The 23232-nt window shown below is 62.3% G+C and carries 26 protein-coding genes; 13 read left to right on the top strand and 13 right to left on the bottom strand.

The annotated features are described in order from the left end of the window. Window positions 1–23 precede the first annotated feature (23 nt). The 6 genes from ACO6D5_RS02655 to ACO6D5_RS02630 all read left to right on the top strand — a co-directional run bounded on the left by ACO6D5_RS02655 (window position 24) and on the right by ACO6D5_RS02630 (window position 6749). The gene (locus tag ACO6D5_RS02655; protein WP_152383443.1) at window positions 24–452 is read left to right on the top strand and encodes a hypothetical protein; all 429 of its coding nucleotides are present in this window, start codon (window positions 24–26) and stop codon (window positions 450–452) included. A gap of 9 nt (window positions 453–461) precedes the next feature. Then, complete coding sequence (stbB, locus tag ACO6D5_RS02650) at window positions 462–1169, top strand: StbB family protein (protein WP_152383442.1); 708 nt, start codon at window positions 462–464, stop codon at window positions 1167–1169. 8 nt (window positions 1170–1177) lie between these two features. Continuing rightward, window positions 1178–1585 (top strand): hypothetical protein, encoded by a 408-nt coding sequence (locus tag ACO6D5_RS02645; RefSeq protein WP_175157252.1) that lies wholly within the window; start codon window positions 1178–1180, stop codon window positions 1583–1585. A 62-nt stretch (window positions 1586–1647) separates the two neighbouring features. Then, on the top strand, window positions 1648–3276 hold the full coding sequence (locus ACO6D5_RS02640) for a type IV secretion system DNA-binding domain-containing protein (RefSeq protein ID WP_152383440.1): 1629 nt from the start codon (window positions 1648–1650) through the stop codon (window positions 3274–3276). Window positions 3277–3330: 54 nt separating this feature from the next. Continuing rightward, window positions 3331–6174, top strand: a complete 2844-nt coding sequence (gene mobF, locus ACO6D5_RS02635; protein WP_152383439.1) for a MobF family relaxase — start codon at window positions 3331–3333, stop codon at window positions 6172–6174. Window positions 6175–6182: 8 nt separating this feature from the next. Further along, window positions 6183–6749 carry a hypothetical protein gene (locus tag ACO6D5_RS02630; protein ID WP_152383438.1) on the top strand — a complete coding sequence of 189 codons (567 nt, stop codon included), beginning with the start codon at window positions 6183–6185 and terminating at the stop codon, window positions 6747–6749. A 321-nt stretch (window positions 6750–7070) separates the two neighbouring features. Here ACO6D5_RS02630 and ACO6D5_RS02625 read toward each other — a convergent pair whose 3' ends face one another. Together ACO6D5_RS02625 and ACO6D5_RS02620 are read right to left on the bottom strand one after the other, a co-directional pair. Then, window positions 7071–7490 carry a GNAT family N-acetyltransferase gene (locus ACO6D5_RS02625; RefSeq protein ID WP_227741372.1) on the bottom strand — a complete coding sequence of 140 codons (420 nt, stop codon included), beginning with the start codon at window positions 7488–7490 and terminating at the stop codon, window positions 7071–7073. A gap of 286 nt (window positions 7491–7776) precedes the next feature. After that, on the bottom strand, window positions 7777–8559 hold the full coding sequence (locus ACO6D5_RS02620; protein ID WP_026382209.1) for a DeoR/GlpR family DNA-binding transcription regulator: 783 nt from the start codon (window positions 8557–8559) through the stop codon (window positions 7777–7779). Window positions 8560–8699: 140 nt separating this feature from the next. Here ACO6D5_RS02620 and ACO6D5_RS02615 point away from each other — a divergent pair, with 140 nt between their 5' ends. From ACO6D5_RS02615 to ACO6D5_RS02590, 6 genes are read left to right on the top strand one after another with little or no spacing between them, the layout of a single operon-like run. Next, window positions 8700–9398, top strand: a complete 699-nt coding sequence (locus ACO6D5_RS02615; protein WP_051428994.1) for an HAD family hydrolase — start codon at window positions 8700–8702, stop codon at window positions 9396–9398. Further along, window positions 9391–10527 (top strand): ABC transporter ATP-binding protein, encoded by a 1137-nt coding sequence (locus ACO6D5_RS02610; RefSeq protein WP_026382208.1) that lies wholly within the window; start codon window positions 9391–9393, stop codon window positions 10525–10527. Before ACO6D5_RS02615 ends, ACO6D5_RS02610 begins: the two co-directional genes overlap by 8 nt. Before the next feature lie 8 nt (window positions 10528–10535). Continuing rightward, entirely contained in the window at window positions 10536–11405 is an 870-nt protein-coding gene (locus ACO6D5_RS02605) for a carbohydrate ABC transporter permease (RefSeq protein WP_026382207.1), read from the top strand. 11 nt (window positions 11406–11416) lie between these two features. Then, complete coding sequence (locus ACO6D5_RS02600) at window positions 11417–12247, top strand: carbohydrate ABC transporter permease (RefSeq protein WP_242408959.1); 831 nt, start codon at window positions 11417–11419, stop codon at window positions 12245–12247. Between the two features lie 10 nt (window positions 12248–12257). Then, window positions 12258–13517: an ABC transporter substrate-binding protein gene (locus ACO6D5_RS02595; RefSeq protein WP_485824531.1), complete on the top strand. Its 1260-nt coding sequence runs from the start codon at window positions 12258–12260 to the stop codon at window positions 13515–13517. 8 nt (window positions 13518–13525) lie between these two features. Further along, window positions 13526–14338, top strand: coding sequence for a phosphodiesterase (locus ACO6D5_RS02590; protein ID WP_035199189.1), 813 nt, complete (start codon window positions 13526–13528; stop codon window positions 14336–14338). A 1191-nt stretch (window positions 14339–15529) separates the two neighbouring features. Here the strand turns inward: ACO6D5_RS02590 and ACO6D5_RS02585 are convergent. The 7 genes from ACO6D5_RS02585 to ACO6D5_RS02555 all read right to left on the bottom strand — a co-directional run bounded on the left by ACO6D5_RS02585 (window position 15530) and on the right by ACO6D5_RS02555 (window position 20260). After that, window positions 15530–15820, bottom strand: a complete 291-nt coding sequence (locus ACO6D5_RS02585; RefSeq protein WP_152385420.1) for a HigA family addiction module antitoxin — start codon at window positions 15818–15820, stop codon at window positions 15530–15532. Between the two features lie 2 nt (window positions 15821–15822). After that, window positions 15823–16173 carry an XRE family transcriptional regulator gene (locus tag ACO6D5_RS02580; protein ID WP_152383427.1) on the bottom strand — a complete coding sequence of 117 codons (351 nt, stop codon included), beginning with the start codon at window positions 16171–16173 and terminating at the stop codon, window positions 15823–15825. Continuing rightward, window positions 16166–16531, bottom strand: a complete 366-nt coding sequence (locus tag ACO6D5_RS02575; RefSeq protein WP_338617929.1) for a type II toxin-antitoxin system RelE/ParE family toxin — start codon at window positions 16529–16531, stop codon at window positions 16166–16168. The genes ACO6D5_RS02580 and ACO6D5_RS02575 overlap by 8 nt, the downstream gene beginning before the upstream one ends. A 162-nt stretch (window positions 16532–16693) precedes the next feature. Further along, entirely contained in the window at window positions 16694–18679 is a 1986-nt protein-coding gene (locus ACO6D5_RS02570; protein WP_152383425.1) for a ParB/RepB/Spo0J family partition protein, read from the bottom strand. Window positions 18680–18704: 25 nt separating this feature from the next. Beyond that, window positions 18705–18854: a hypothetical protein gene (locus tag ACO6D5_RS02565; protein ID WP_175157253.1), complete on the bottom strand. Its 150-nt coding sequence runs from the start codon at window positions 18852–18854 to the stop codon at window positions 18705–18707. A gap of 68 nt (window positions 18855–18922) precedes the next feature. After that, window positions 18923–19414, bottom strand: coding sequence for a thioredoxin domain-containing protein (locus ACO6D5_RS02560; RefSeq protein WP_152383424.1), 492 nt, complete (start codon window positions 19412–19414; stop codon window positions 18923–18925). Window positions 19415–19942: 528 nt separating this feature from the next. Further along, the gene (locus ACO6D5_RS02555; protein ID WP_152383423.1) at window positions 19943–20260 is read right to left on the bottom strand and encodes a ClpX C4-type zinc finger protein; all 318 of its coding nucleotides are present in this window, start codon (window positions 20258–20260) and stop codon (window positions 19943–19945) included. A 150-nt stretch (window positions 20261–20410) separates the two neighbouring features. Here ACO6D5_RS02555 and ACO6D5_RS02550 point away from each other — a divergent pair, with 150 nt between their 5' ends. After that, a complete protein-coding gene (locus tag ACO6D5_RS02550; protein WP_175157254.1) occupies window positions 20411–20629 on the top strand; it encodes a hypothetical protein in 219 nt (72 codons plus the stop codon). Between the two features lie 36 nt (window positions 20630–20665). Here ACO6D5_RS02550 and ACO6D5_RS02545 read toward each other — a convergent pair whose 3' ends face one another. The 4 genes from ACO6D5_RS02545 to ACO6D5_RS02530 form a co-directional block, all read right to left on the bottom strand. After that, window positions 20666–20854, bottom strand: a complete 189-nt coding sequence (locus tag ACO6D5_RS02545) for a DUF6900 domain-containing protein (RefSeq protein WP_152383421.1) — start codon at window positions 20852–20854, stop codon at window positions 20666–20668. An 11-nt stretch (window positions 20855–20865) separates the two neighbouring features. Continuing rightward, entirely contained in the window at window positions 20866–21117 is a 252-nt protein-coding gene (locus ACO6D5_RS02540; protein ID WP_152383420.1) for a hypothetical protein, read from the bottom strand. Then, window positions 21114–21761: a DNA methyltransferase gene (locus ACO6D5_RS02535; protein ID WP_152383419.1), complete on the bottom strand. Its 648-nt coding sequence runs from the start codon at window positions 21759–21761 to the stop codon at window positions 21114–21116. The genes ACO6D5_RS02540 and ACO6D5_RS02535 overlap by 4 nt, the downstream gene beginning before the upstream one ends. Window positions 21762–22061: 300 nt before the next feature. Next, on the bottom strand, window positions 22062–22961 hold the full coding sequence (locus ACO6D5_RS02530) for an N-6 DNA methylase (RefSeq protein ID WP_338617926.1): 900 nt from the start codon (window positions 22959–22961) through the stop codon (window positions 22062–22064). Window positions 22962–23232 lie beyond the last annotated feature (271 nt).

The raw sequence follows: 23232 nt of genomic DNA, 5'->3' as shown, positions 1-23232 counted from the left end.
CCGAACCTGGGAAACGCCTCTCCATGCAACAGAATCACGCCCCGCCGGCCAACAAAGGCGAGATCGTTCAGCAGCTAAACGCGTTGAATGCCACCGACCAGCGCGCGCGGTTTCGCGCGCTACTTCCGTTGATAGACCGACTCGTCAGACAGGGAGTCCCCCACGCCAAGATCGTTGAATCCCTGATCAACGCTGATTTGCCCGTGACACTTCTGTCGCTTCGAAAGGCGCTCTACCGATGGCGCAAGCGGTCCGTCGCTTTGGAGATCGACGACAACGTGCCCGACCGCCATTCCGCGCCCAGCTCCGAGGCAAGTCTGCCTTGTCCATCGCGCATCCCCGATACCCCCGCTCCTGGCGGCATTCAAAGCAAGGCCGACTTGGTTCGGCTTCGCCTAGCCTCAGATCACATTGACCTCAACGAACTGGCCGAAATCGGCCGAAGAAAATAGGCATCACCCATGAAAATCGCAACCGTCAATTATTCCGGCTCGGTCGGCAAAACCGTCACGACGAGCCACCTGCTGGCGCCCCGCATCCCGGACGCCGAAATCATCGCCGTTGAGTCGACGAACGAAAGCGCAGCCGATCTTGGGCTGGATGTCGAACAGATGCGCGGCGGGCAATTTGGCCGCCTCTTTCGCAAGTTGCTGATGGCAGAAGCCGCCATCGTCGACGTCGGCGCCTCCAACATCGAGGACTTTCTGGCCGAGCTGGTGAAGTACGACCAGGCGCATCTCGAGATCGATTACTACGTCCTGCCCGTGGTCAGTTCGGGTAAAGCGCAACGCGAGACGATCAAAACGATCCAGGCCCTCTCGGAGATGGGCGTGCCGGCCGACCGCGTGCGAGTGCTCTTCAATCGGGTCGATTCCGATGTCCGTGAGGAGTTCGCAGCTATCTTCGGCTACGCCCGCAAGTCCGGCGACTTCCAGGCCAATCCGGAAGCGGCGATTTTTGAAAACGAGGTGTTCGATCTGCTGGCCAACAAGCGCACCACGATCAAGGAAATTCTCGCCGACCCGCGCGACTACCGCCAGGAGCTGCGTCAGGCTGATCGTGACGATGCGAAGCTCGTCAGTCACCTCAGCGACATGCATGCCCTGCAGTCGCTTGCGCGTCCGGTCGATCGGCAGCTGGACAAGGCGTTTGGCGCACTCTTCCTGTAGGGGACTCTGTGACCGCCATTCAGCCCGAAAGCGCAGCCGCCTCGTCCCCCATCCCCCGAAGCAGGATGGAGCTTCTGTATCGCGACATGCTGCAGGAAAGCGCTCAACTGGTAGGGCAGATGGAGCAGCTGACAGCACGGCAGGAGGGGATCGCCCAGGCAATGCAAGCGCTGCCCTCCACTGTGCGCCAAGCAGGCATGGAGGCTGCGGTCAATGCGGGCGGCCAGGCCGCCCGCTCGCTTCTTGAGGCAAGCCGCACCCTCGCTAAGTCGACGTCCGAAGCCCGAATCGCGACTCGCGTCGCAACCCGGGCTCTGCCGACGGCCGCGTGGCGAGCTGGTCTCCTGTGCGCGGTCTGCGCGCTCATCGGCAGCGGCATCGGCGGCGCCCTTGTGGCGCTCGCGCTTTATCGGTAGCCCCTGCGGGCGCTATTTCAATGGCGCCCTAGGCGCCTTATTCCTATTCCGAAAGGACTTTCATGGCACCCGACATACGCCGGCGAATTATCAAGTTCGCCCTTCTAGTTCTTCCTCTTTGCGCTTGGCTTTTTACAGCCAAGGTGCTATCCGGCCTCCCCTTCTCCCACATCACCTGGACGGTGCTATCACACTGGGTAGTCTCCACGCCAGACTACCCCTCCCTAATCGCCGCGCCCATCATCGCCCTCATCCTGGCACTCGCACTTTCGCTCACGCTCAAGAAGTACTCAACCAAAGACGGCTTCGACGGCGCCGGGTACAAGAAGCACATTCGCGGTACCGAGGCGGTCCCTGTCAAGAAGCTGAAGAAGCTTTGCGCCGAAAACGGCCGCCAGCAGATCGATGTGGCCGGCGTCCCGATGCCCACGGGCATCGAGAATCTTCACATCCTGCTGAACGGAGCAACGGGCAGCGGCAAGTCGGTGCTATTGCGCAACCTGGTCTATTCCGCCCTGCGGCGTGGCGACCGAATTGTCGTGGTCGATCCGAACGGCGATCTCTACAGCAAATTCGGGCGGGAGAGCGACGTCCTGCTCAATCCCTATGATCAGCGGACCGAGGGTTGGTCATTCTTCAATGAGGTGCGTGCGGAGTACGACTGGAAGCGATTAGCGCTGTCTATTGTTCCGCTGGGCAAAGACGCTAACGCGGAAGAGTGGAACGGCTATGCTCGACTCCTGCTTCGTGAGGCTGCCCGCAAGCTGAACGAACTAGGAAACCCGTCCATCGAAGAGCTCTTTCGTTGGACCACGATCGCCTCCGACAAAGACCTTCGGGCCTTCCTTTCCGGCACGCTTGCCGAGTCCCTGTTTGCCGGCTCATCTGAGGCCAACAAAGCCCTGACGAGCGCACGCTTCGTGCTTTCCAAGTATCTGGCAGAACACGTCACGATGCCTGCTGGACAGTTCAGCATTCGTGACTGGATGGAGCACGGCACCGGCAGTCTCTACATCACGTGGCGCGAGGACATGAAGGAGGCGATGAAGCCTCTCATCTCCGCATTCGTTGACGTTTTCTGCTCGGCACTGCTTTCGCTGCCAGAAGATCAGGCGCGCCGGTGGTGGCTGGTCATCGATGAACTGGGGTCGATGGAGAAGATGGCCAGCTTGGAGGACTTCTTGACGAAGGGGCGCAAGAACGGTGGCCGCGCGCTTGCTGGCCTTCAATCGGTATCCCAAATGGACGACATTTTCGGAGAGAAGATGTCCCAGACGCTACGCGCAAGTTTCCGCTCGCTGGTCGTGCTCGGCGGCTCCAAGACGGACTTTGAAACAGCAGAAGTCATGTCCAAGTCGCTCGGTGAGCATGAGGTCGCGCGGCCGGAATACACCGATAGCCGAAACCCTGGAAAGACGCCGAACACGAGCGAACGCATGGTCCGCTCGACAGAACGCGTCGTTACCGCCGCGCAGGTACAAACGCTGCCTGAACTCACCGGCTGGGTTGCCTTCGCGGGCAACCGGCCGATCTCGAAGTTCGAGCTCCAGCCGGCAACCTTCGCTATTCGCAATGCGCCCTTTGTCGAAGCGAGGCGCAGCGGCGCTCAAAGTATGACCAATTCGTCTGCCAGCGGCCCTCAACCCTGGTCGCAAGTCGACCTACCCGAGGATCCGACTCTCGCGGCGTAAGCGCATCACACCAGGTCGCCGGCAGCGCCGGCGGCCGCTCGCATGGAACATCCGATGATTTCGCTCAAGACCATCCACCGGAGCGCCGCCAACAAGGCGTCGCACTACTACGCAGACCAGAAGGATGACTACTACAGCCGCGACGGTACTGCGGCGCAGTGGCAGGGAAAAGCTGCAGAGGCCCTTGGCCTCACTGGCAGCATCCAACAGGACGAGTTCCTGCGGGCGCTCCGCGGTGACTTCGGATCTGAAGTTGCACTGTCTCAATCGGTTCGGCTTGATGCCAAAGCCAGGGCCGCGCTTGACATGACGTTCTCCCCTCCAAAGAGCGTCAGTATCCAAGCGCTGGTCGGCAAGGACCCTTCTGTTGTAGCCGCACATGACGCGGCGGTCACCAAGGCGCTGGCATTCATTGAGCAGGAGCTGGTGCGGGCACGCCAAACGGAAAAGGGCGTCACCACCATGGAGCGCAGTGGGAACGCCGCGATCGCCAAGTTTCGCCACGAGACTGCCCGCCCGACGGACGGTGCGTACTCGGACCCCCAACTTCACACTCACGCGCTAGTTCTGAATATTACCCAGCGCGCGGACGGGTCCTGGACCGCGATCTCGAACGATGAGATCTACCGGCTCGTTTCGCTGGTGCAGTCAGTCTATTCGGCAGAGCTCGTCGCCGAGCTGGAACGCGCCGGGCACGCCATTCGATATGAGGGCAAGAGCTTTGAACTTGCGCACGTCTCTCGAGAACAGATCGAAGCCTATTCGAAGCGTTCTCAAGACATCAATGCCGAACTGGCTTCGGTGGGTGCAACTCGTCTTACCGCAAGTCCCAAACTCAAACAGACGATCGCGCTCAAGACGCGCAACAACAAAGCGCCGGAGCTCACTCGCGAGGAGTTGCAGCGCGACTGGGAGCGGCAGGCCAGGGATCTCGGCGTGTCATTCGAGCCGTCGAACACACCGACCGGCAAGGCGGCCGAGCGCACGCCGCAGGCTCAATCCTTGACGGCCGACGAATGCTTGAAGTGGGCAATCAAACACCACACGGAGCGCGAGTCAGTCATGGATGGCAAGGCATTGCTGAAGACAGCGCTGCGCCGATCCCACGGCACGGGCGTCAACCTGGCAGACCTCAAAGGTGCCGTCAAACGATCGTTAGATAGGGGTCACCTAATCCTTGGCACGCTGCAGTATCGCCACGCCAAGGACCGTGATGCGCCCGCAATGTATCGTTCCGAGATGGTTGACGCGTTGGTTCAAGGCGGCACTACCAAGAGGCAGGCGGAAGAACAGGTCCGCAAGTCTATTGCCCGAGGCGAATATGTCCCCACGGGCGCCCGCTACACCACGCAATCCGCGCGTGAGCGTGAAAAGCGCATTTTGCAGATTGAGCGCGAAGGCCGTGACGCCGTCGCCCCGATCCTGCAGGTGGACGCGGCGCAGGCTGCGTTGGCTGACAAAAAGCTCAAGCCTGGGCAGCTCGCGGCGGCCGGCCTGATACTAAGCACGCCGCATCGCTTTGTCGGCGTGCAGGGATTGGCCGGCACCGGCAAGTCGCACATGCTGGCGCAGGTCAAGGAGGCGGCAGAAGCGGCCGGCTATCGCGTCCAGGCGGTGGCGTCTTACGGCAAGCAGATCGAGGCGCTGCGAGAGCTGAACATGGAGGCACGTACAGTGGCCTCCGTGCTTGAAGCGCGCCAGAAGGACCGCTTCAAGTTGGACGCGAAGACGGTCCTCGTCATCGACGAAGCCGGCGTGGTTCCCGCCCGAATCATGGAGCGCCTCATGAAGATGGCCGAGGCCGACGGTGCTCGTGTGGTCATGCTCGGCGACACCGGCCAGACCAAAGCGATTGAAGCGGGCCGACCGTTTCACCAGCTGCAGGCGGCCGGCATGGAGACTTCGCTCATGGGGGACATCATCCGCCAGAAATCGCCAGAACTGAAGGCGGCGGTGGAACTCGCCGCGGCTGGCAAGGCGTCCGCATCCCTCGCCGTGTTGGACGGAAAGCTCAAAGCGGTCCATTCCATCGATGACGACGGCACCCGCTATGACGCCATCGCCTCCAAGTACGCCACGCTCGACGGGGATGAAAGGCGTGAAACGCTGATCGTCACAGGCACGAACGATTCGCGCAATGCACTGAACGAGGCAACGCACCAGGCGCTGGGCCTGTCTGGCCGTGGATTCGACTTCAATCTGCTCACCCGTCGCGACACGACCCAGGCGGAGCGACGGGTGGCGAAGTACTACGTCGCCGGCGACATCCTCCAACCGGAACGCGACTACAAGACGGGCAACCTACGCCAGACCGAGATGTACCGCGTCATCGGCGTAGCGCCAGGAAAGCCAAATGATCTGGTTGTCGAACATGTCATCACAGGAGAGCGCACGCAGTTCAATCCTGCACGCGCCGCCAAGCTTTCCGTATACGAGCCAGTCCAGGCGGAATTGTCTGCAGGCGACTGGGTGCGAGTGACACGGAACAACGCCAAGCTTGACCTTGTCAACGGTGGCCGATTCGAGGTGCTGGCGGTAACCCCCACCACCGTCACCATTGGCGGCAACGGCCGGAGGCTCACGCTGGATGCTGCCACCGGCCCCCTACACCTGGATCGCGCATATGCCACGACCAGCCATAGCGCCCAGGGCCTCACATGCGACCGCGCACTCATCAACGCGGAGAGCTTTAGCCGGACCACGCAGCGTGACGTCTATTACGTGGCTATTTCACGCGCACGTCACCATACGGAGATCTACACGAACGACGCCAGCGAGTTGGCCGGCGTCGTAGATCGGCTCGAGGAAAAGACTGCGGCCTTGGACATCGGATTGGAAGCTACCCGCCCTTGGCGTCCATACAAAGCGCCTGCCACGATGGAACACCACACCAAATAGGATTAACAATGCAATCTATTCAAACACCGTTCTTCACGCTAACCGTCAAGGGAAGCTTTGTCCACATTAAAAGTACCGGGCTGGCGGGGGCCCAGGGCGTGATCCATTTAGTCGAGAGGGACGCCTTAGAAACCTTCGACCAGCTGCTGCACGTCCGCGAGTCCTCCTACACGAACTGGGCCGAGGATCCGTACCCAGTGGAATGCGGCGCGGTGCTGCTGCGCGTCGATGACATTACTCATGCAGAGTACGGCCGCTTGCAGGTCGAGCTAGAACGGCATCCGAGCAGCGGATCGTTGGCTCTGGGTGAACCCGAGCAGGAGCAGATCCAGTTGCAAGCACTTCTGCAATTGCGGCACCAGGTCATGCACTTGTTCGAGATAACCCGACCGGACGAAGCAGCGCGGGCGTGCACTGCCGAGCGAGCACAAATACTGCTCCGCCAAGCCAAAGGCCTCACCTTTTTACCGCCGGAAGGCTATTGCTATCGCTGCGAGGAGGACGTCACTCTGGAAATTACAGACGCCACCGGCATGACCGGCTGCCCGAAGTGTCACGTTTCCTGGTGCGACTAGCATCCAGCTAAGAGCGCCGCCTATATTCTTGCGGACAAGCGATCACGTTGCGTAGTGAAAGCGAGAAATATAATCGGCCGCAGGTTTCTCGCCGTCTGATCGCCCGAACGACCGCTCACGAAGTGCGATAAACACTCAAAAGTGTTATTGCGTAAACCCGCAGCCGGCCACTCTTGGCCCGGAGTGGTCGTCGAAGACAGGCAATTTTCGACCTGAAGCCGCAAAAGGCGCACGATCACTCCCGCCCCACCGTCGCCAAGTGGGGAAGGTTCTCTCCCCATCCGGCGTGCGTTCAGCGCGTCCATTGCGCGCACTAAAAGTCTAGGCGGATTCGCCCAATGGCTTGCTCATAATGATGCTGCGATAATTAGTGTGTGCCCATTGCGCAAATTCAATCGGCCGGTAGCCGCGTGAGATGTACCAATCTTGCAAATGCGTTGCGGGTTCGGCGGTATCTAAAGCGATTTCACTGGCACCACAGTTTGCCGCCCGAGCTTCGGCGTATTTCATCAGTCTGGTCCCGAGCCCCGACCCTTGTAGAGCGGGGTCCACCCCCAGCTGATGAAGACTAGCGACATCGGGCCGATCGAGCCATGGTGTCCCTCTGGTCCGTGGCGGAGGAACGTAGAGTACGGTCCCCACCAAGTTGCCGCCCGCAACCGCCACATAACACTCCCCAGCATCCAAGCGCTGCCGCGTGACATCGTCGGACTGATCTACAGCTTTGAACTGCCATCCCATTTCACCGAGTTGGGCATATGCTCGGTGCAGTAACGAAGTGAGAGTCGAAATATCGTCGTCGGGTGTAAATAGCCGGACGTCAACAGAGGTAATATCGATTTCCACGTCTTACCTTGCAAACTTGGTTAGAAGTCTCGAATATATATCAGGTAGGCGACCGCTTCTGGCGGCTAGCCGTCCTTGTCGACCGGCCGATGGCGGCCAGAAGCGGTCGTATAACTTGCCCTTTTGAATGTCCGCTTTAACTCGCCATTGAGAGCTCGACCGGGTCCGCGCCCCTACCCGCCTAGGCGCTGATCACCACTTCCACGCCCTGGGCGCGGATCGCGGCCACGACCTCCAGGTCGGCCGCCGGATCGGTAATCAGGCGCTGCCCCTGCTGCCAGGCGGCCACGCGGAAACTGGCATGCGCGTTGAGCTTGGTGTGGTCGGCCATCACGGTGGTACGGCTCGCCGCCGCGATGAAGGCGCGGTTCATGGCGCCGTCCTCGCTGTCGCGCATGAATATGCCGGCGGCGGACACCGCGTGCACCCCGAGAAACGCCTCCCGGATCTGGATGCCCGACAGCGTGTCGTTGTCGGCGCGCTCGATAGTGGCCTGTTTGCGAGTGTCGAGCCGGCCAGCCAGCACATACACATACGCCATTCGGCTCTGCCCGGCCGCCGCGGCCACGGAAAGCCCGTTGGTGATGACGTGTAGATCCTGGTGGCCGCGCAGAGCCTGAGCCAGCGCGTGCGCAGTGGTGCCGGCGTTGATCAGGATGCTGTCGCCATCGGAGATGTACTGCGCCGCGCACTCCGCGATCGCGGCCTTCTCGGCCGACTGCTGATTGTGCCGCTCGGCATAGCTGTACATCTCATAGCGCGCATTGCCCTCGGCCAGCACCTCGTGCAAGGCCACCGCGCCGCCATGGGTCCGTGCCAGCATGCCTTTGTCGCCCAGTTCGAGCAGATCGCGCCGGATGGTGATGGGCGAGGTCGAAAAGGCCTGCGCCAGATCGCGCACGGTCACGGCGTTGGTTTCTTGCATACGCGCGAGGATGCGCTGCTGACGTTCGGCTTTGAGCATATTTGATCGTTATCGGGCCGGGGCCGCCACCCTATCACACAGAGATTTCTGGAGCCTTAAAAAATGAAATGATCGATATTGATCTTTTATAAACGAATTTGTTCATATCTGCGTCACATTCGATCAATAAAGTAGCGGACATGACAACTTTCACCCCCTATCCAGCGATCGTTTTTGATCTCGACGGCACGCTGCTCGATACTTGGCCCAGCCTGCTGGCGGCCGTGCGCGCCGTGGCCCCGGCCTCGGCCCCCAGTCTCGATCCGACCGCGCTGCGTCTGGCGTTGAGCCAGGGCGTCGGCCCAATGTTCAAACGCGCCGCCGCGCAACTGGCCGGCCCTGAAGACGGGGCGCGTCCCGCGCTGTTCGCGGCAATGTCGCGCCACTATCTCGATCACACGCTGGTGACGGCCACGCCCTACGCCGGCACCGGCGCACTGCTGGCCGGCCTGCGGGCGGCCGGCCATACGCTGGCCGTGTGCACCAACCGCGACCGCGCCTCCACCCTGACCCTGCTGGCGCACCACGAATGGCGCGCGCACTTCAGCCACGTCCATTGTCTCGACGACGGTCTGCCGCCCAAGCCCGATGGCGCGCCGCTGCTGGCCACACTCGAACGTGTCGGCCATCCCTCCGGACGGGCCCTGTTCGTGGGGGACTCGCAGGTCGACGCGCGCTGCGCACAGGCCGCCCGCGTGGATTTCGCCGCCCATCGCGGTGGCTACCATGCCCGGCCCGGTGACCTTGCCCCCGCCGTATTCACCTATGACCATGCCGGCGACCTGAAGCACTGGATCGCGTCGCACCCCACCCGCGTCCTGGAGACAGAAGATGACTGACCTCGTCCTTGACCAGATCAGCAAGTCCTATGGCAGCACGACAGTGCTCGACCGTCTCTCGCTCACCATCCACGATGGCGAGTTCCTGACCCTGCTGGGCGCCTCGGGCTGTGGCAAGTCCACGCTGCTCAAGCTGCTGGCCGGACTGGAGATGCCCGACAGCGGCACCCTGCGCAAGGGCGACACCGACATCCTGGCGCAGTCGCCCAGCGAACGCGACTGCGCCATGGTGTTCCAGTCGTACGCGCTCTATCCACACATGAGCGTGGGCGACAACATCTGCACCCCGCTCTATATGCGCTCACTCAACTTCGCCCAGCGCCTGCCCGGTGCGCGCTGGCTCATCCCCGGTACGCGCCGCCGTGTGCGCGACGCGCAGGACCAGGGCCGCCAGGTGGCCGGTATCCTGGGCATCGACCATCTATGGACACGTAAGCCAGCCCAGCTCTCTGGCGGCCAGCGCCAGCGCGTGGCGTTGGCACGCGCGATGGTGCGCCGACCCTCGCTATTCCTGTTCGACGAACCACTCTCCAATCTCGATGCGAACCTGCGCCAGTCGCTACGCAGCGAAATCCGCCAGTTGCACGACCAGCTCGGCGTGACCTTCGTCTATGTCACGCACGATCAGCACGAGGCCATGTCCATGTCGGATCGCGTGGCGGTGATGAAGGGTGGCCACATTCTGCAGTTGGGCACGCCGCAGGAGATCTACCACGCGCCTCAACACGCAGACGTCGCCGCATTCGTGGGCGCGCCGCGCATCAACTTCCTGACCGTGGGCCACGACGGCGCCGGCCGCGCTGCGCTGCAGGAACAGGCCATCGAGCCACACTTCCCCACGCGCAGCACCCGAATGGCATTCCGTCCACACGCCGCCACGCTCGCGCCCATGCGCGATGCCCTGGTGGTAAGCGGCACGGTGCAGTTGGTGGAATTCACCGGGGCCGACTGCATGGTTACGCTGCAGACTGCAGGGGCGGAGAAGGTCGTCGTGGTGCTGCCCGCCAGCAACCGCATCCACACCGGCGAGGTGCTGCGCGTGTACGTGCCACTGACGGCCTGGCATGCGTTCGATGCCGACGGCCACAGTCTCGCTGACGGCCAGCGCGCGCTGTCGCTGGCCGCCTAGGAGCCGGGATGCGCATCAAGCCTTTGCAACTAACGCTGCTACTCGGGCCAAGCCTGGTGTTGACCCTGCTGCTGCTGGTGCTGCCGCTGGTGGTGGTAGCGCTCATGTCGCTCACCGACTGGCAGTTCGGCGCGGCCAGCTGGAACTGGATCGGCCTGGGCAATTACGCCGATCTGTGGAACGACACCACGTTCCGCAAGAGCTTCGCCAACACCGTGTACTACCTCATGGTGGTGTCGCTTGGCTCGATCGCAATCGGCCTGGCCGTGGCGCTCCTAATCGAGTCGCATGATTCCTGGCGCGGCTTCTACCGCACCGCGTTCTTCATGCCGGTGGCCTCGACACTGATCGCGATGGCGGTGGTGTGGCAGTTCCTGATGCACCCCTCGGTGGGCTTTCTCAACCACGTGCTGGGCTGGTTCGGCGCCGAGCCGCGCAACTGGCTCAAAGACTACGACCTGGCCCTGCCGGCGCTGGCGGCCATCGGCATCTGGCAGATGTCGGGCCTGGCGCTGGTGATGTTCCTGGCCGGTCTGAAAAGCATCCCGGCCGAACTGCGCCACGCCAGCCTGCTCGACGGCATGCGCCATCCGCTCGACCGCCTGCTGCGGCTCACTCTGCCGATGCTCGGCCCAACCATGCTGTTCGTTGTCACGGTGTGCGGTATCCGTTCGCTGCAGGTGTTCGATACGGTACACGCGCTGACCCAGGGCGGCCCCAACAAATCCACGGAGGTGCTGCTGCACACCATCTACGCCGAGGGCTTCGGTTTCTTCCGCATGGGCTATGCGGCGGCCATGGTGGTGGTGTTCGTCGGCTGCATCTTCGTGCTCACGCTGGTGCAGCAGGCCAGCATGGAAAAACGGACACTCCACTGATGAAAAATCCCATGCAACCCGGGCTGCCCTGGCGCGTGCTGCGTCACACACTGCTACTGGCCGGCGCCGCGGTCTATCTGCTGCCCTTCGTCTGGATGCTGTCGACATCGCTGAAACCGGCCGACGAGATCTTCCGCGACGGCTTCCACCTGTTGCCGCGGCAGTGGGCCGCGGTCGACAACTACACCCGCGCGCTGACCCAGGTGCCACTGCTGCGCTATCTGTGGAACGGCATCGTGGTGTGCGGCGGGATCCTGATCCTGCAGATCATCGTGTCGCTGCCGGCCGCCTATTGCTTTGCCAAGCTCAAATTCCGTGGAAAGCGCCTGGCCTGGGGTCTGGTGCTGCTATCGCTGATGATTCCATTCCAGGCCACCGCGATCCCGCTCTACATCCTGCTTTATCACGCCGGCCTGCTCGACACCACCGCAGCGTTAATTCTGCCGTTCATCGCCTCAGCCTTCGGCATCTTCCTGATGCGCCAGTTCTTTATAGGCGTACCCGACGACCTGATCCATGCTGCGCGGCTGGACGGCATGGGCGAGTTCGAATTGGTGTGGCGCGTGATGATGCCTGCGGCTATGCCCGCGCTCATCGCCTTCTCGATTTTCTCCGTGGTGTGGCATTGGAACGACTACTTCTGGCCGCTGCTGGTAATCAACACCACCGATCTGGCCACCCCGCCGCTGGGCACCATGTTCTTCAAGAACGAGGAAGCCGGCACGGATTTCGGCCCCCTAATGGCAGGCACGGTGATCATCACCCTGCCCTTGCTCTTGTTCTTTCTGTCGGCGCAGAAGCGCTTCATCGAGGGCGTTACCCTCACCGGTGTCAAAGGTTAAAGGAACCTCCATGCAATTCAAACTGCTGTTCGGCCTGCTGGCCGGCGTCGCCCTGATCGGCAATGCCGCCCAGGCCGCCAAGATAGAACTGATCGTCGACTACCCCTATCCCGACATGTTCAACACGGTGCACGAGGAAATCGCCAAGCGCTTCACGGAGAAGTTTCCCGACTACACCGTGAAGTTCCGCGCGCCCACGCCCGAATACGAGGCCGCCGCGCAACAGGCGCTGCGGCATGCCGTCACGCGCCAACTGGCCGACGTGTCGTACCAGGGCCTGAACCGCCAACGCGTGTTCGTCGACCGCAACATCGCGGTCGATCTCACGCCCTTCATCCAGGCGGAGAAGGATTGGGATAAGAGCGGGTATAGCCCTGCGCTGATGTCGCTCGGCCAAGTCAATGGCAAGCAGGTGGGTATCGGCTTCTCGCTCTCGACCCCGATCGTCTACTCCAACATGGACCTGCTGGAGCGCGCCGGCGTGAAGGCCGACGCGCTGCCCAAAACCTGGGACGACATCCTCGCCGCCGCCGACAAGTCGCGCGCCGCCAACGCCGGCACCAATGGCCTGCACTACGACTGGGAAATCACCGGCAACTGGCTCTGGCAGGCCATGGTGTTCTCGAAGGGCGGCAGCATGCTCGACGCGAGCGAAGCCAAGGTGGCCTTCGATGACCAGACCGGCCGCGAGTCGATCGAGCAGATGGGCCGCATGGTCGAGCACGGCACCATGCAGAACTTAAAATACAAGGACGCCGCCCAGCTGTTTGTGACCGGCAAGCTCGCTGTGCTGTCATCGTCCACGTCACGCTTGTCGACCATCGAGAAGCAGATCGGCGGCAAGTTCAAGATGGTGACGGGGTTCTTCCCGACCTATGGGGATAACGCTCGCGTGCCGGCCGGTGGCAACGTGGCCATGATGTTTGCTAAAGACCCGGCGCACCAGAAGGCTGCCTGGGAATACATCAAGTTCGCCACCGGCCCCGAAGGGGCCACCATCATGACCAAGGGCACCGGCTATTTCCCCGCCAACACCCTGCCGATTGACGACCCCGCCAAGCTCAAGGGCTATTACGACGCCAATCCGAACCAATACACTGCCGTTCGCCAGCTGCCGTGGCTGACCGGCTGGTATGCGTTCCCGGGCGAAAACGGCCTGAAGATCACTGACGTGATCAATGATCATCTGCAGACCGTGTTCGACAAGTCCACCAAGCCCGACGCCGCGCTGGACGCCATGACGCGCGATGTGCAGAAGCTGCTGAACTGAGCGCCGCGATGAAATTCATCCATCTCACCGACACCCACCTGATCGCCGACGCTGGCGATCTGTATGGCACCAATCCCAAGCAGCGGCTGCAGCAGGCGGTAGCTCACATTCTGGCTCACCAGCCCGACGCCCAGGCCGTGACCATCACCGGCGACCTGACCCATTACGGCCACACCGGCGCGTATGAACACTTGCGCGAATGCCTGGCGCCGCTCACCATGCCGGTGTTCCCGATCCTGGGCAACCATGATCATCGCCAAATCTTCCAGAAGTACTTCCCGCACGTCGGGCGCGACCCCGAGGGTTTTGTGCAGTATGCGGTGGACTTCGGCGATCACCTGGCGGTGTTCCTCGACACCAACGAGCCGGGCGTGCACTGGGGCGTTTTCTGCGAGCGTCGCGCAGCCTGGTTGCGCGAGCAACTGGAGGGGACGGCCAAGCCGGTGCTGCTGTTCATGCACCATCCATTCTTCCCGATCGGCATCCGCAGCATGGACTTCCTCTCGCTGCGTGACACCGGGCCGTTCATGGCCGCCATCGCCGGCTTCGAAGCACGTATCCAGCAGGTGTTTTTCGGCCACATCCACCGCCCGATCTGCGGTGTCTTTCGAGGCATCGGCTACTCGACGCTGCGTGGCACTAACCATCAGGTCGCGCTCGATCTGCACGGCGACGAGAGCCAGATCATCGGTGTACATGAGCAGCCGCAATACGGCGTGGTGCTTCTGGCGTCCGATCAAGTGCTGATCCACACCGAAGACTATCTCGACTGCGAAATGCGCTACAGGCTGCACGAGATGCGCGACGGGGAGCAGAGCTGACTGCAGCCCCGACCGCGGCGGCCGGCCCCGAGCGAGCCGCCGCTTCAGCGCTGCAGAGGCCGGCCTTTCCGCAGGTCAATACCCAGGAGCGCCGTCCGCTTTTTGGGTGGAGCCTGGTCCCACAGGGACCACATACCCGAACATCGGAGACACAATGCGAACGTTACCCCGTTTGACCGTGCGCCTCGGTTCCCCGCCGAGCACCTCCTCCGACATGAGGGCGCACCTGCTCAGTGTCGCACCGTCCTCACCCTGACGCGGCCTGAGGAAGCGAGCCGGACGTCGCCTTCCGACCGTCGCGGTGCCGCTTCGCCTCGTTTTCAGTCTGCACTTGTTCTCCAAGATCATTCACCTTTCGAGGGGATGCGCAATGACATGTCCAAGCAGCCACTCCGCTGGGACTGACCACTAACCCCTTGAAAGCTGCCGTTAGACGGCGCCGACCCAAAGGGCTGCAACGGGTCGTCATCGGCCAGTCGACAAGGGCCGCTCGCGGTTCCCGGTCGGAAACTGCCCTTAGGACAGATCCGACACCACAGGCATGACCGCCTGCCCGAAATGTCACGTTTCCTCGCGCGACTAGGTTCGGACAATCGGCCGACTGGCAGCGGCCCTGAACCACGGTCAAGCGCAAGAAATGACACAGCACAAGTCGATTTCATGTTGCGATTGTCGCCTGGGGCGTACTTTGTCTCACTGTTGTCCCACTGTGGTCTCATGTGTGTCTCATAGATGTCTCACACATGTCCCATAGTTGTCTCACACGTGTCTGACACCTGTCTCATAGTTGTCTCATCACCCAGCGCCCGACGACGAGAATGTCAAGAATCGGCGGAATGTATACGGCTGCATTCCGGGCAAACCCGCTGCCCGCGTGGCCTCTGGCGCTTTAGCGCGGTTTGTTGTAGGACAAAAGAAAACAATTCTGCGCGAGGAAAGCCCCAAAAAATCAAAGAGATAACCGCACCCGGAGGGTGCGTAGTGTGTGGTGGCTTTAAGGGACCCGCCGCCGCCCTGGCGGCGGGGGCCTTAAGGGCACCTGTGGGCGTCCGGGGGACGCTCACGAAGTCCGAAGGACGGCCCCGCCGGCGCAGCCGGTGGGACTGGACGCCCCAATCCAAGACGCCGTTCATCCAAAGCAAAAGGGCCGCCCCTAGGGCGGCCCTCTTGCTTTGGCGGGTGTCGCGGTGGTTAGTGAACGTCAGCCACGGAGGCCAAAGGCCGGACTGGCGGCTGCTCATGCTGAAGTGCTTGCCAAAGGTCATAGTTGGCCTGCATCGCAATCCACGCCTGGGCAGTACTTGCCCCGGCCCGTTCCAGCCGGACCGCGAGGTCGGGACTGATCCCAGCCTTGCAGTTGAGCACCCGAGACAGCGCGACCCTGGACATGGCCAGCCGGTCAGCCGCTTCGGTGACGGACAGCCCCAGGGGGGCAATGACATCCTCCCGGAGAATCTCGCCGGGATGCGGCGGGCAGTGCATTGTCACGACCTAGCTTCCCCTAGGTCTGCTCCCGCCACCTTGCCCGACAGGTCGGAAAAGTTGCTGATCCGCACTGCACCGTCCGGGAACCGGGCAACCACATCCAGTTGGCCACCCATGGCCTCGATGTGGCTGCGCAGCGTCGAAATGTACATGTCCGTCCGCTTTTCCATCTTGGCGATGGACGGCTGTTGCACGTGCAAGATCTCGGCCAGGACCTTTTGCGACAGACCACGGGCCTGACGCAATTCCTGTAGCGGCATGTCCCGAAGCATCTCTTCCGTAGCGGCTTTGGCGCGAAGCTGAGATTCCGGCGACATGGCCGCCCGGAGTGCTGCAAATTTCTTAGCCATTGATCTGCCCTTCCTTTCGCAATTGTTCCAAATGATCGTCGTAAAGCTTGTCCGCTCGCGGCACGAACTCTTCATACCAGCGGCCATTCCCCGTTTTGTCGCCGCCGATCAGCAAAATGGCGGTCCTCCTGGGGTCAAAGGCGTACAGGGTACGCAAGGGATGCCCACCCGCCTGAGTTCTAAGCTCGCGCATGTGTTCGTGCCTGGAGCCGTTAATTCCACTCGAATGTGGAAAGCCCAACGACGTGCCCCGTTCCTCCAGCAGGCCGACCGTGGCGGCCACCGATTCCTGTTCGCTGACCGACAAGCTGTTCCACCAGTCTTCGAACTCATCCGTGAACTCAACTTCCCAAACCATCGATTCCCCGCCTAAGCTGTTTTAAAGATTATAGCCTGCACGGAATATTCCATCAAGGGAATATTCCGAAGGTTTCCCGGTGCGGGCGACCGAGGGACCGCAATGTCCGTCGGCTCGCCTCCTCAGCCAGGGACCGCGCAGCGACCCCGGCGCACATGCTCTTTAGTCCTCCATTTCTCCCATCGGGTGTTCCACGGCCATTGCGGCCTGAAGGGGTTGGACGCGCATCAGTTCAGGCACCCAGCCCTTCCCTTCCAGCAATTGCTCCGCTGCTGCGGCGGCCTGCGCCTTCTTCATCGCAAGCAGCGGCTTCGCCTGCTCGGCATCGACTGCATCTGTGACCACTGCCGCGATTCGGTCCTTGGACACATGGGCAAGGTAGGACTGCGCGGTCGGCTTCCACCACTTGCTCATGTCGAGATCAACAAGGCCCGATAAACGGTCTAGGTGCTTGGTTTCCGCGCCGTGCGCATTGCTGCGGCGGCGGTAGATCGTCAGACTCGTCAGCACGGCCAGCATGTCGAGAACATCGGCCTGGGACTGGTTCAGGAGCCAGGGCAGGACGGCGCTTTCATCTTCCGGCACGTCCTTCGTGACCGACCCAATCATTTCCTGCACGGCGGTCCAGGCCGCGCAGTCCTTGATATCGGGGTCCGTGTTCGCCAATTCATGTTGGGCCGACCGTGCCGAGAAATCGAACGTATCGCCGCTGGCGCTGCGCCGGTTCCAGTCCATATCGCCCAGCATCTGCTCCACCAGCAGGCACAGAGCCAATTGCGGGCGCATCATGACTTCGTATTGCAAGGCAATCACTCTTTGGGCTTGCAGACGATTTGTCAGGGCTTCGGAATGCACCGGGCGCGTCTTTACCGGGGGCAAGTCCACGCCCGTCACCGTCTGGCCCTCTGCGTCGTTGCTGCGCGTGGCCTGCGCCACGGCGTCGCGCTCGTCCTGGCGAATCAAACCGCGCGTGACGGTCAAGTCGCCATGGTAGTCCAGGTGCACAATCGCTCCGCACAGGGCTTTCAGGTCGGCCGGGTAGTCGTAAAGCTCGGCCCGGATTTCACGAAGCTGCCCTTCATAGCCGCGAATCAGGCCGCGAACCTTGTCCAGGTCGGCCGCGTCCTGGCCTTCGGCCTCTTGCAATTCAGCCAGCTTTGTCCGCGCCGCTTCCGTCTTCTTTTGCAGTCCGTCGATCTGCTTGGCCTGGGCCTTGCTGGGCTCCTGAAGGACGCGCTGAATCTCGCCGAAAGACTTTTTGTCGGCGTACTCGAAAGACACGCGGCATTCCACCCACAACCAGCCTTCTGCCTGCACCGCCTTGAACAGCTTGGATCGCTGCATCTTGGCATCGGCCATGCTGCGCACCTTCTCCGGGTCGGTCAGATAGGCGTCGTTTTCGAAAAGGTCGCGGCGAACCTCGCCGCCCGCCTTCTCGTATGCGGCGACGGTCACGTACCGCGCCACGGGCGAATCGCCGCGCATTTCGGTTTCGGCCAGCAACTGGCGAATGTGGTCATCGCGGTTCCAGTATTGGCCCGCCGATGCCTTCCATGCCGCCTCCTGGCGAGCATGGTCAGAGACGGATGCCAGCGCCTGCATTTCGTCCATCTTGATTTTGCCGTCGCGGAACAACTGCATGAGCGTGGGCGACACGCTGCCCAGCGCCAGCAGCTTCTTGACCGCCGATTCGGACGCGCCATGCGCGGCGGCGATGGCCGCAACCGTCCAGTTTTCGGCACGCAAGCGCGCATATCCCGCGTACACATCTGCCGGGTGCATCGCCTTGCGCCCGATGTTTTCGATCAGGCTGGCGTGGTGCGCGTGAGCGGCCGGAATGACAAGGCAAGGGACCGGGCAGTCGGCGGGAAAAACGCCGTCCGCGATCAGCAGGCCCAGGGCCGTCCAGCGCCGTCCGCCCGCGCACACTTCATAGGAACCGTCCGGCGCTGCGACCACAACGAGGTTTTGCAGCAATCCGCCCATCGCCAGGATGGTGGCTTTCAGTTCCAGAATCTCGGCGTCCTGCTTCCGGTCTTCCAGGCCACGGGCCTGATACGCCTCACTCAGGCGCAGTTGCGAATGCGGGATTTCTGTGCGCGTTGCGGCGGCGTGGACGGCGGCGAGTTCGTTGGAATCGAGTTTCATCAAAATGCTCCGGGTCGATATCAAATCAGTGCAGTTGCGCGGGGAATTCGGGCGCGTCGAGCGCGGCGATGAGGGCGGTAAGCTGGCGCATGGTCATCGCGGGAATGCGAAAGCCCAGGCCCAGCAAGTGGGCGCGGCGCATGTCGTTCGCCAATCTGATAAAGTCGTGGTTCATCACGAATCTCCTAGTCCGAGGTTGCGGGTGATGGCCCTTGTCGGTTGCCGCCGACAGGGGCCTTTTACTTAGTAGCCAAGCCAGTTCAGCAGGTCGCGCCCGCGATACAGCGGCTGGTCGCCATGTTCGGCAAAGAATTCTTGGGCGTTCGCTTGGTGGTCGCGCAGTTCCAGCACCACTTGAAACCGGGTCAACACGGCTTCGTCGGCCGTTTCCCTGTCGCGCAAACCGTCCGCGTCGACCACGCCGGTATCCATCAGGTCGGCCAACAGTTCGATGAGGTCGGGGCGATGGCCGGTCCAGGCGAGCAACTCGTTTTCAATCGCGGCGGTCACGACGGGCGCGAAATCAAAGCCTTTACGAGCCAGGGCGGGCGCATAGTCCATCGCGCTGCGCTCGGCGTACTGAAGGCCGCGCTGCGCCAGGGCCGCTTTAGTCAAGGCGCATTCAGCGCCACCCAGCACCGTGTAAATCACGATAGGCATATCAGTCGTGTCCTGTTCGCCAGCCGATCCTGAAGAAGTCGTCCGAGCGTAGGTTTGTTGGATTTGGTTGTTCATGGTCTTTCCCTCCGCGTTATTCGCATCCGTTCCTGTGAGGCCTGTCCGTGCCGTCCGTGGCCACGTAGTGACGACTGGAAAGGGCCGGAGCAGAGGCCGCACGCGGAGCGCAGCCAAAGGCGAGCACCGAACGGGTGAGCACCGGACCCTTGGAGGGAGGAGCGCAGTGGTACGGTCGGCGTTTTAGGACGGGGCTCGCGGGAATGGATGCATTGCGAGAGACAGGGCGGCGACACCAAAGCCAGGCGCGCGCCGAGCGCCCCTACCCGCGCGCAGCGCGGGTCAAGCTGGCCGCAAGGCGGCCCGCAAGCGATAGCGCGCAGCGCCGGCAGGCGCGAAGGCGTGAGCCGACCGAAGGGAGGGACGGCTGGAAGCCCCACCGGGGGTGAGACTGGCGGGGTTGGCCAGGCTCAACGCGAAGCGCGAGAGCCCGACCCGCAGCCGAAGGCGTAGGGGCACGCCCAGGGGTGAACACTCCGTCCGAAAACGGCCCGCGCCGACGTCCTGACCGGTCTGGCCTTGTGCGTTTCAGCGCTGCGAATCTGTCGAAGGCGAGATGTTCAGCAGATCCATGGCCTTATTTGCCCGATCCGTCGCCTGGCCGATGACTTCATGCTGTCGAACGATGTAGTCGAACAGCGCTTTCGGACGATCTTTGAGCTCTACCAACGACTCATCGTTGATGATCCCAATGCACATTTCAATGCACTCGTCGCAGATCGTGACCTGATCGTTGTCACCTCGGGCAACGAGCTTTCGCACCTCATATTGGGACTTATCGCAGAACGAGCAATGCAACTCTGGCGCCTGCTTTTTGGTACGGCGTCTCTTTTTTGGCTCATCCATGTCGGAACGGTGCGTGGGTCACGAAGGCCCGCAATCTAGCACGAGCTGTGACACGGCGGATGCGTGTTTTTCCTAGTAGCGCAACACTAGCGCAGTGGCATTCTTAACTCGTGAAAAAAAACCGCGAATAGGCTGACAACAGGAGGAACAATGGAGGGCACCATGGTGGTAAATGGGGTCAGGGCTGCGTACTCGATGACGCCGACCGACGACGGCGCCGGGATTGTGGCCAGCATCCGATACGGGCAGCGGGGGCCGTGGGAAGGTGTAGGCCCGCCCGGCACTTTTTTCGCCACCGCCGCCGAAGCGCGCGCTGCCATTCGCAGCCAGATTGCCGCCAATATGACGCGTGTGCTCGGACTAATGTGAAGTGCAGCGCCGGCCGGCAGGCCGGCGCCGCTTTTCTCATTTTCGGCGATAGTGGTCCACCATGCCGGCCAAGTACGCGGCCTCCAGCGCCTCGCGCAACTGGCCTACGAACAGTTCGTGATAGACGAGCTGGGCGCGTCCTCGGCAATCCAGCGTCTCCAGGTTCAAAACGCGGCGCGCGATGTCCGCAATGGCGGCGCGAGCCGCCATGGAAAGTTCTACCATGGCCCCTGGGCTCACTCCGGGTCCAGCGCGGCCAGCACTCGGCGGGCCAATTCATTGAGGTCGATTTCCGACCGGGCAATCGCTTGCACTTCATCGAGCGGCAGTGATTCGATAATTCGCGCCATGCGCCGCTCGTTCTCGCGGGCGGCCAGCGCCGGCCAGGCGCTGTATCTGGCGATCGCCGCCAGGCCGTCCAAGTCGTGTTTTCCGTAGCCCTGCAAGAATGCGACCAGGCCACCCGTAATTGCGTCGTCCCGGCTCATGCTGCGATCCTCTCTTGGCGGGCGAGCTGCAAGCGCTGCGTTGCGGCTGCGTGGTACTTCGGATCCATTTCGATGCCGTAGAAGCGCCGGCCGACCTGGCGGGCGGCCACGCACGTCGAACCCGAGCCGGCGAACGGATCCAGCACAATGTCCCGCGGGCGGCTGAAAGATTCGATCAGCGGCGCCAGGCATTCGACGGGCTTTTGCGTCGGATGGTGGCGGTTGCCGCTGTACTTCCAACGCATGACGTCTGGCAAGGGCTCGGCCGGGAGCGCCGGCTGCCCCTTGGCCAGCAAGTAGGCCGACTCGTGCTGATACGCGAGAAATCGCGCTTTGGATTGATATTGCTTCGCAAAGACCAGGTGGCCGACGACGCGAAAGCCGGCGGCGCGCCAGGCGGCAAAGAATCGGTCCACGCGGTTCCAGCCGTAGAACGAAATGCAGAAGGCGTCATCGCGAAGGACGCGGAACATCTGTGCGAACGCCGGCGCCAGCCATTCGTCGGTACGATCGTTGGCGATGCTCCGGCCTGAGCGGTCCACGTAGTTGACGAGGTATGGCGGATCGGTCAGGACCAGATCGACGCAGCGATCAGGCAAGGTGGGGAGAACGGACAGGCAATCGCCCAGGACAACACGACTCATGGTTGGCTCCTTGCGTGCAGCAATGTCAGCCGATCTGCATTGCACTGCACGGGGCAGGCGGGCGCAGCCCACGAAAGCGCGGTCAAGGGACGTGGAATAAATAGCGAACGCAGTGAGCGGTTTATGCCGCGAAAGCCCTTGAAGATGGGGCCGCGGCTACAAAGCCGCGCGCAGCGGCCCTAGCGTCCGTGTGTGAGTGGGATGCGACTGTATGCTCCGTGCAGTGCTTGCGGTTCTCCATATGCCGAAGATGGCGCGTCGCCGGCGCGCCAAGCCCCGTGAGGGGCCATTGCAACCTCGCTAGAAGAGCGACATCTGGCCAGCGGCAGCGGCTTGGCGGATGGCCTTCGGAATGGCCTGCAGCGGCGCATCGATCTCGGCCGATGAACTGTCGGCCGCAACCTGGTCGACATGGTGATCTGGCACGGCCGCCGGCGCCTGCAGGAGCGCTCGAGCGCCCTCCTCCGCTTCGCGACGGCGAAGACGCGCGCCCCAGCCGCCCAGGATGTGTGCGGGCGTAAACCATTGCTCTCGGCACTCACCCGTAAGGCCGTTGCCATGAATCACCACGGCCGGCACGTGCAAGAGCACCAGCTGGATGAACGTCATATGCACGCAGCGCTGATCGATGTCGATTGCAGTGGCGTGCATGCACTGCTGATAGTTCAGCTGCGCATCATGCATTGCGTGCGCAGCCGCGATCAACATGCCGCCAGCGCCGCAGGCTGGTTCCAGTACGCGCACGAACCCCTGTGCCCCCGTCTTGTCGATGAGATCCTGGCCGTTGCCCATAATCATGTTGCCCATCAGGCGCGACACCTCGTACGGCGTGAAGAACTGGCCGGTGCCGGCGTTGCCCATGTCCAGCATCATGAACGTGCTGCCCAGCACGTCGCCAAAGTCTGCTGCTTGAACCCGGACCTCGTAGGCCATGACCAGGTGCGAGAACGCTTGCACCAGCAAGTCCAGCTCGGCCCGCTCGTACTGAGCGATTACCTGCTGGTAGCGCTGCTCGCGCGCCTCGCGCTGCGCGAGATCGGCACGGGCCAATGCGATCGCGCAGATCTCCACCCAGTCGCTCCACACGCGGTCGATCCCACGCGTGTGCGCGACCTGCCGAATGAGGCTGACGATTTCCTTCTGGTGGGCGTCCGCGTTGTTCAGGAAACGGCGTTGTTGTGCATTTGAGGTTTTGGCCATGTACTCTCTCCGGTTGCCAGGGCGGGAATGCCCGGAACTTGAGAGGCACGGCGCAGCGCAGCGCTCAAGTGTCGAAGACGGCCAGCGGCCGCCAGCGGCTCGGGCGTAGCCCGGGCCGCGCCGCACTTGAACGCGAGAACGACGTGGCACCCTGACCGGGAAAGCAGACCCGCCACCCCGTATGGCTTTCCACGGTCCACCTTCAAAGCGCAGCCGTTCCTCTGCAGCGTCACTTAGCAGGGACTGAGCCACGATGGCCTGATGGCGGCCA

Source organism: Achromobacter sp. (assembly GCF_057314935.1).
The sequence above is the reverse complement of the archived record's forward strand: the minus strand, read 5'-3'. Positions and strand labels throughout refer to the sequence as shown.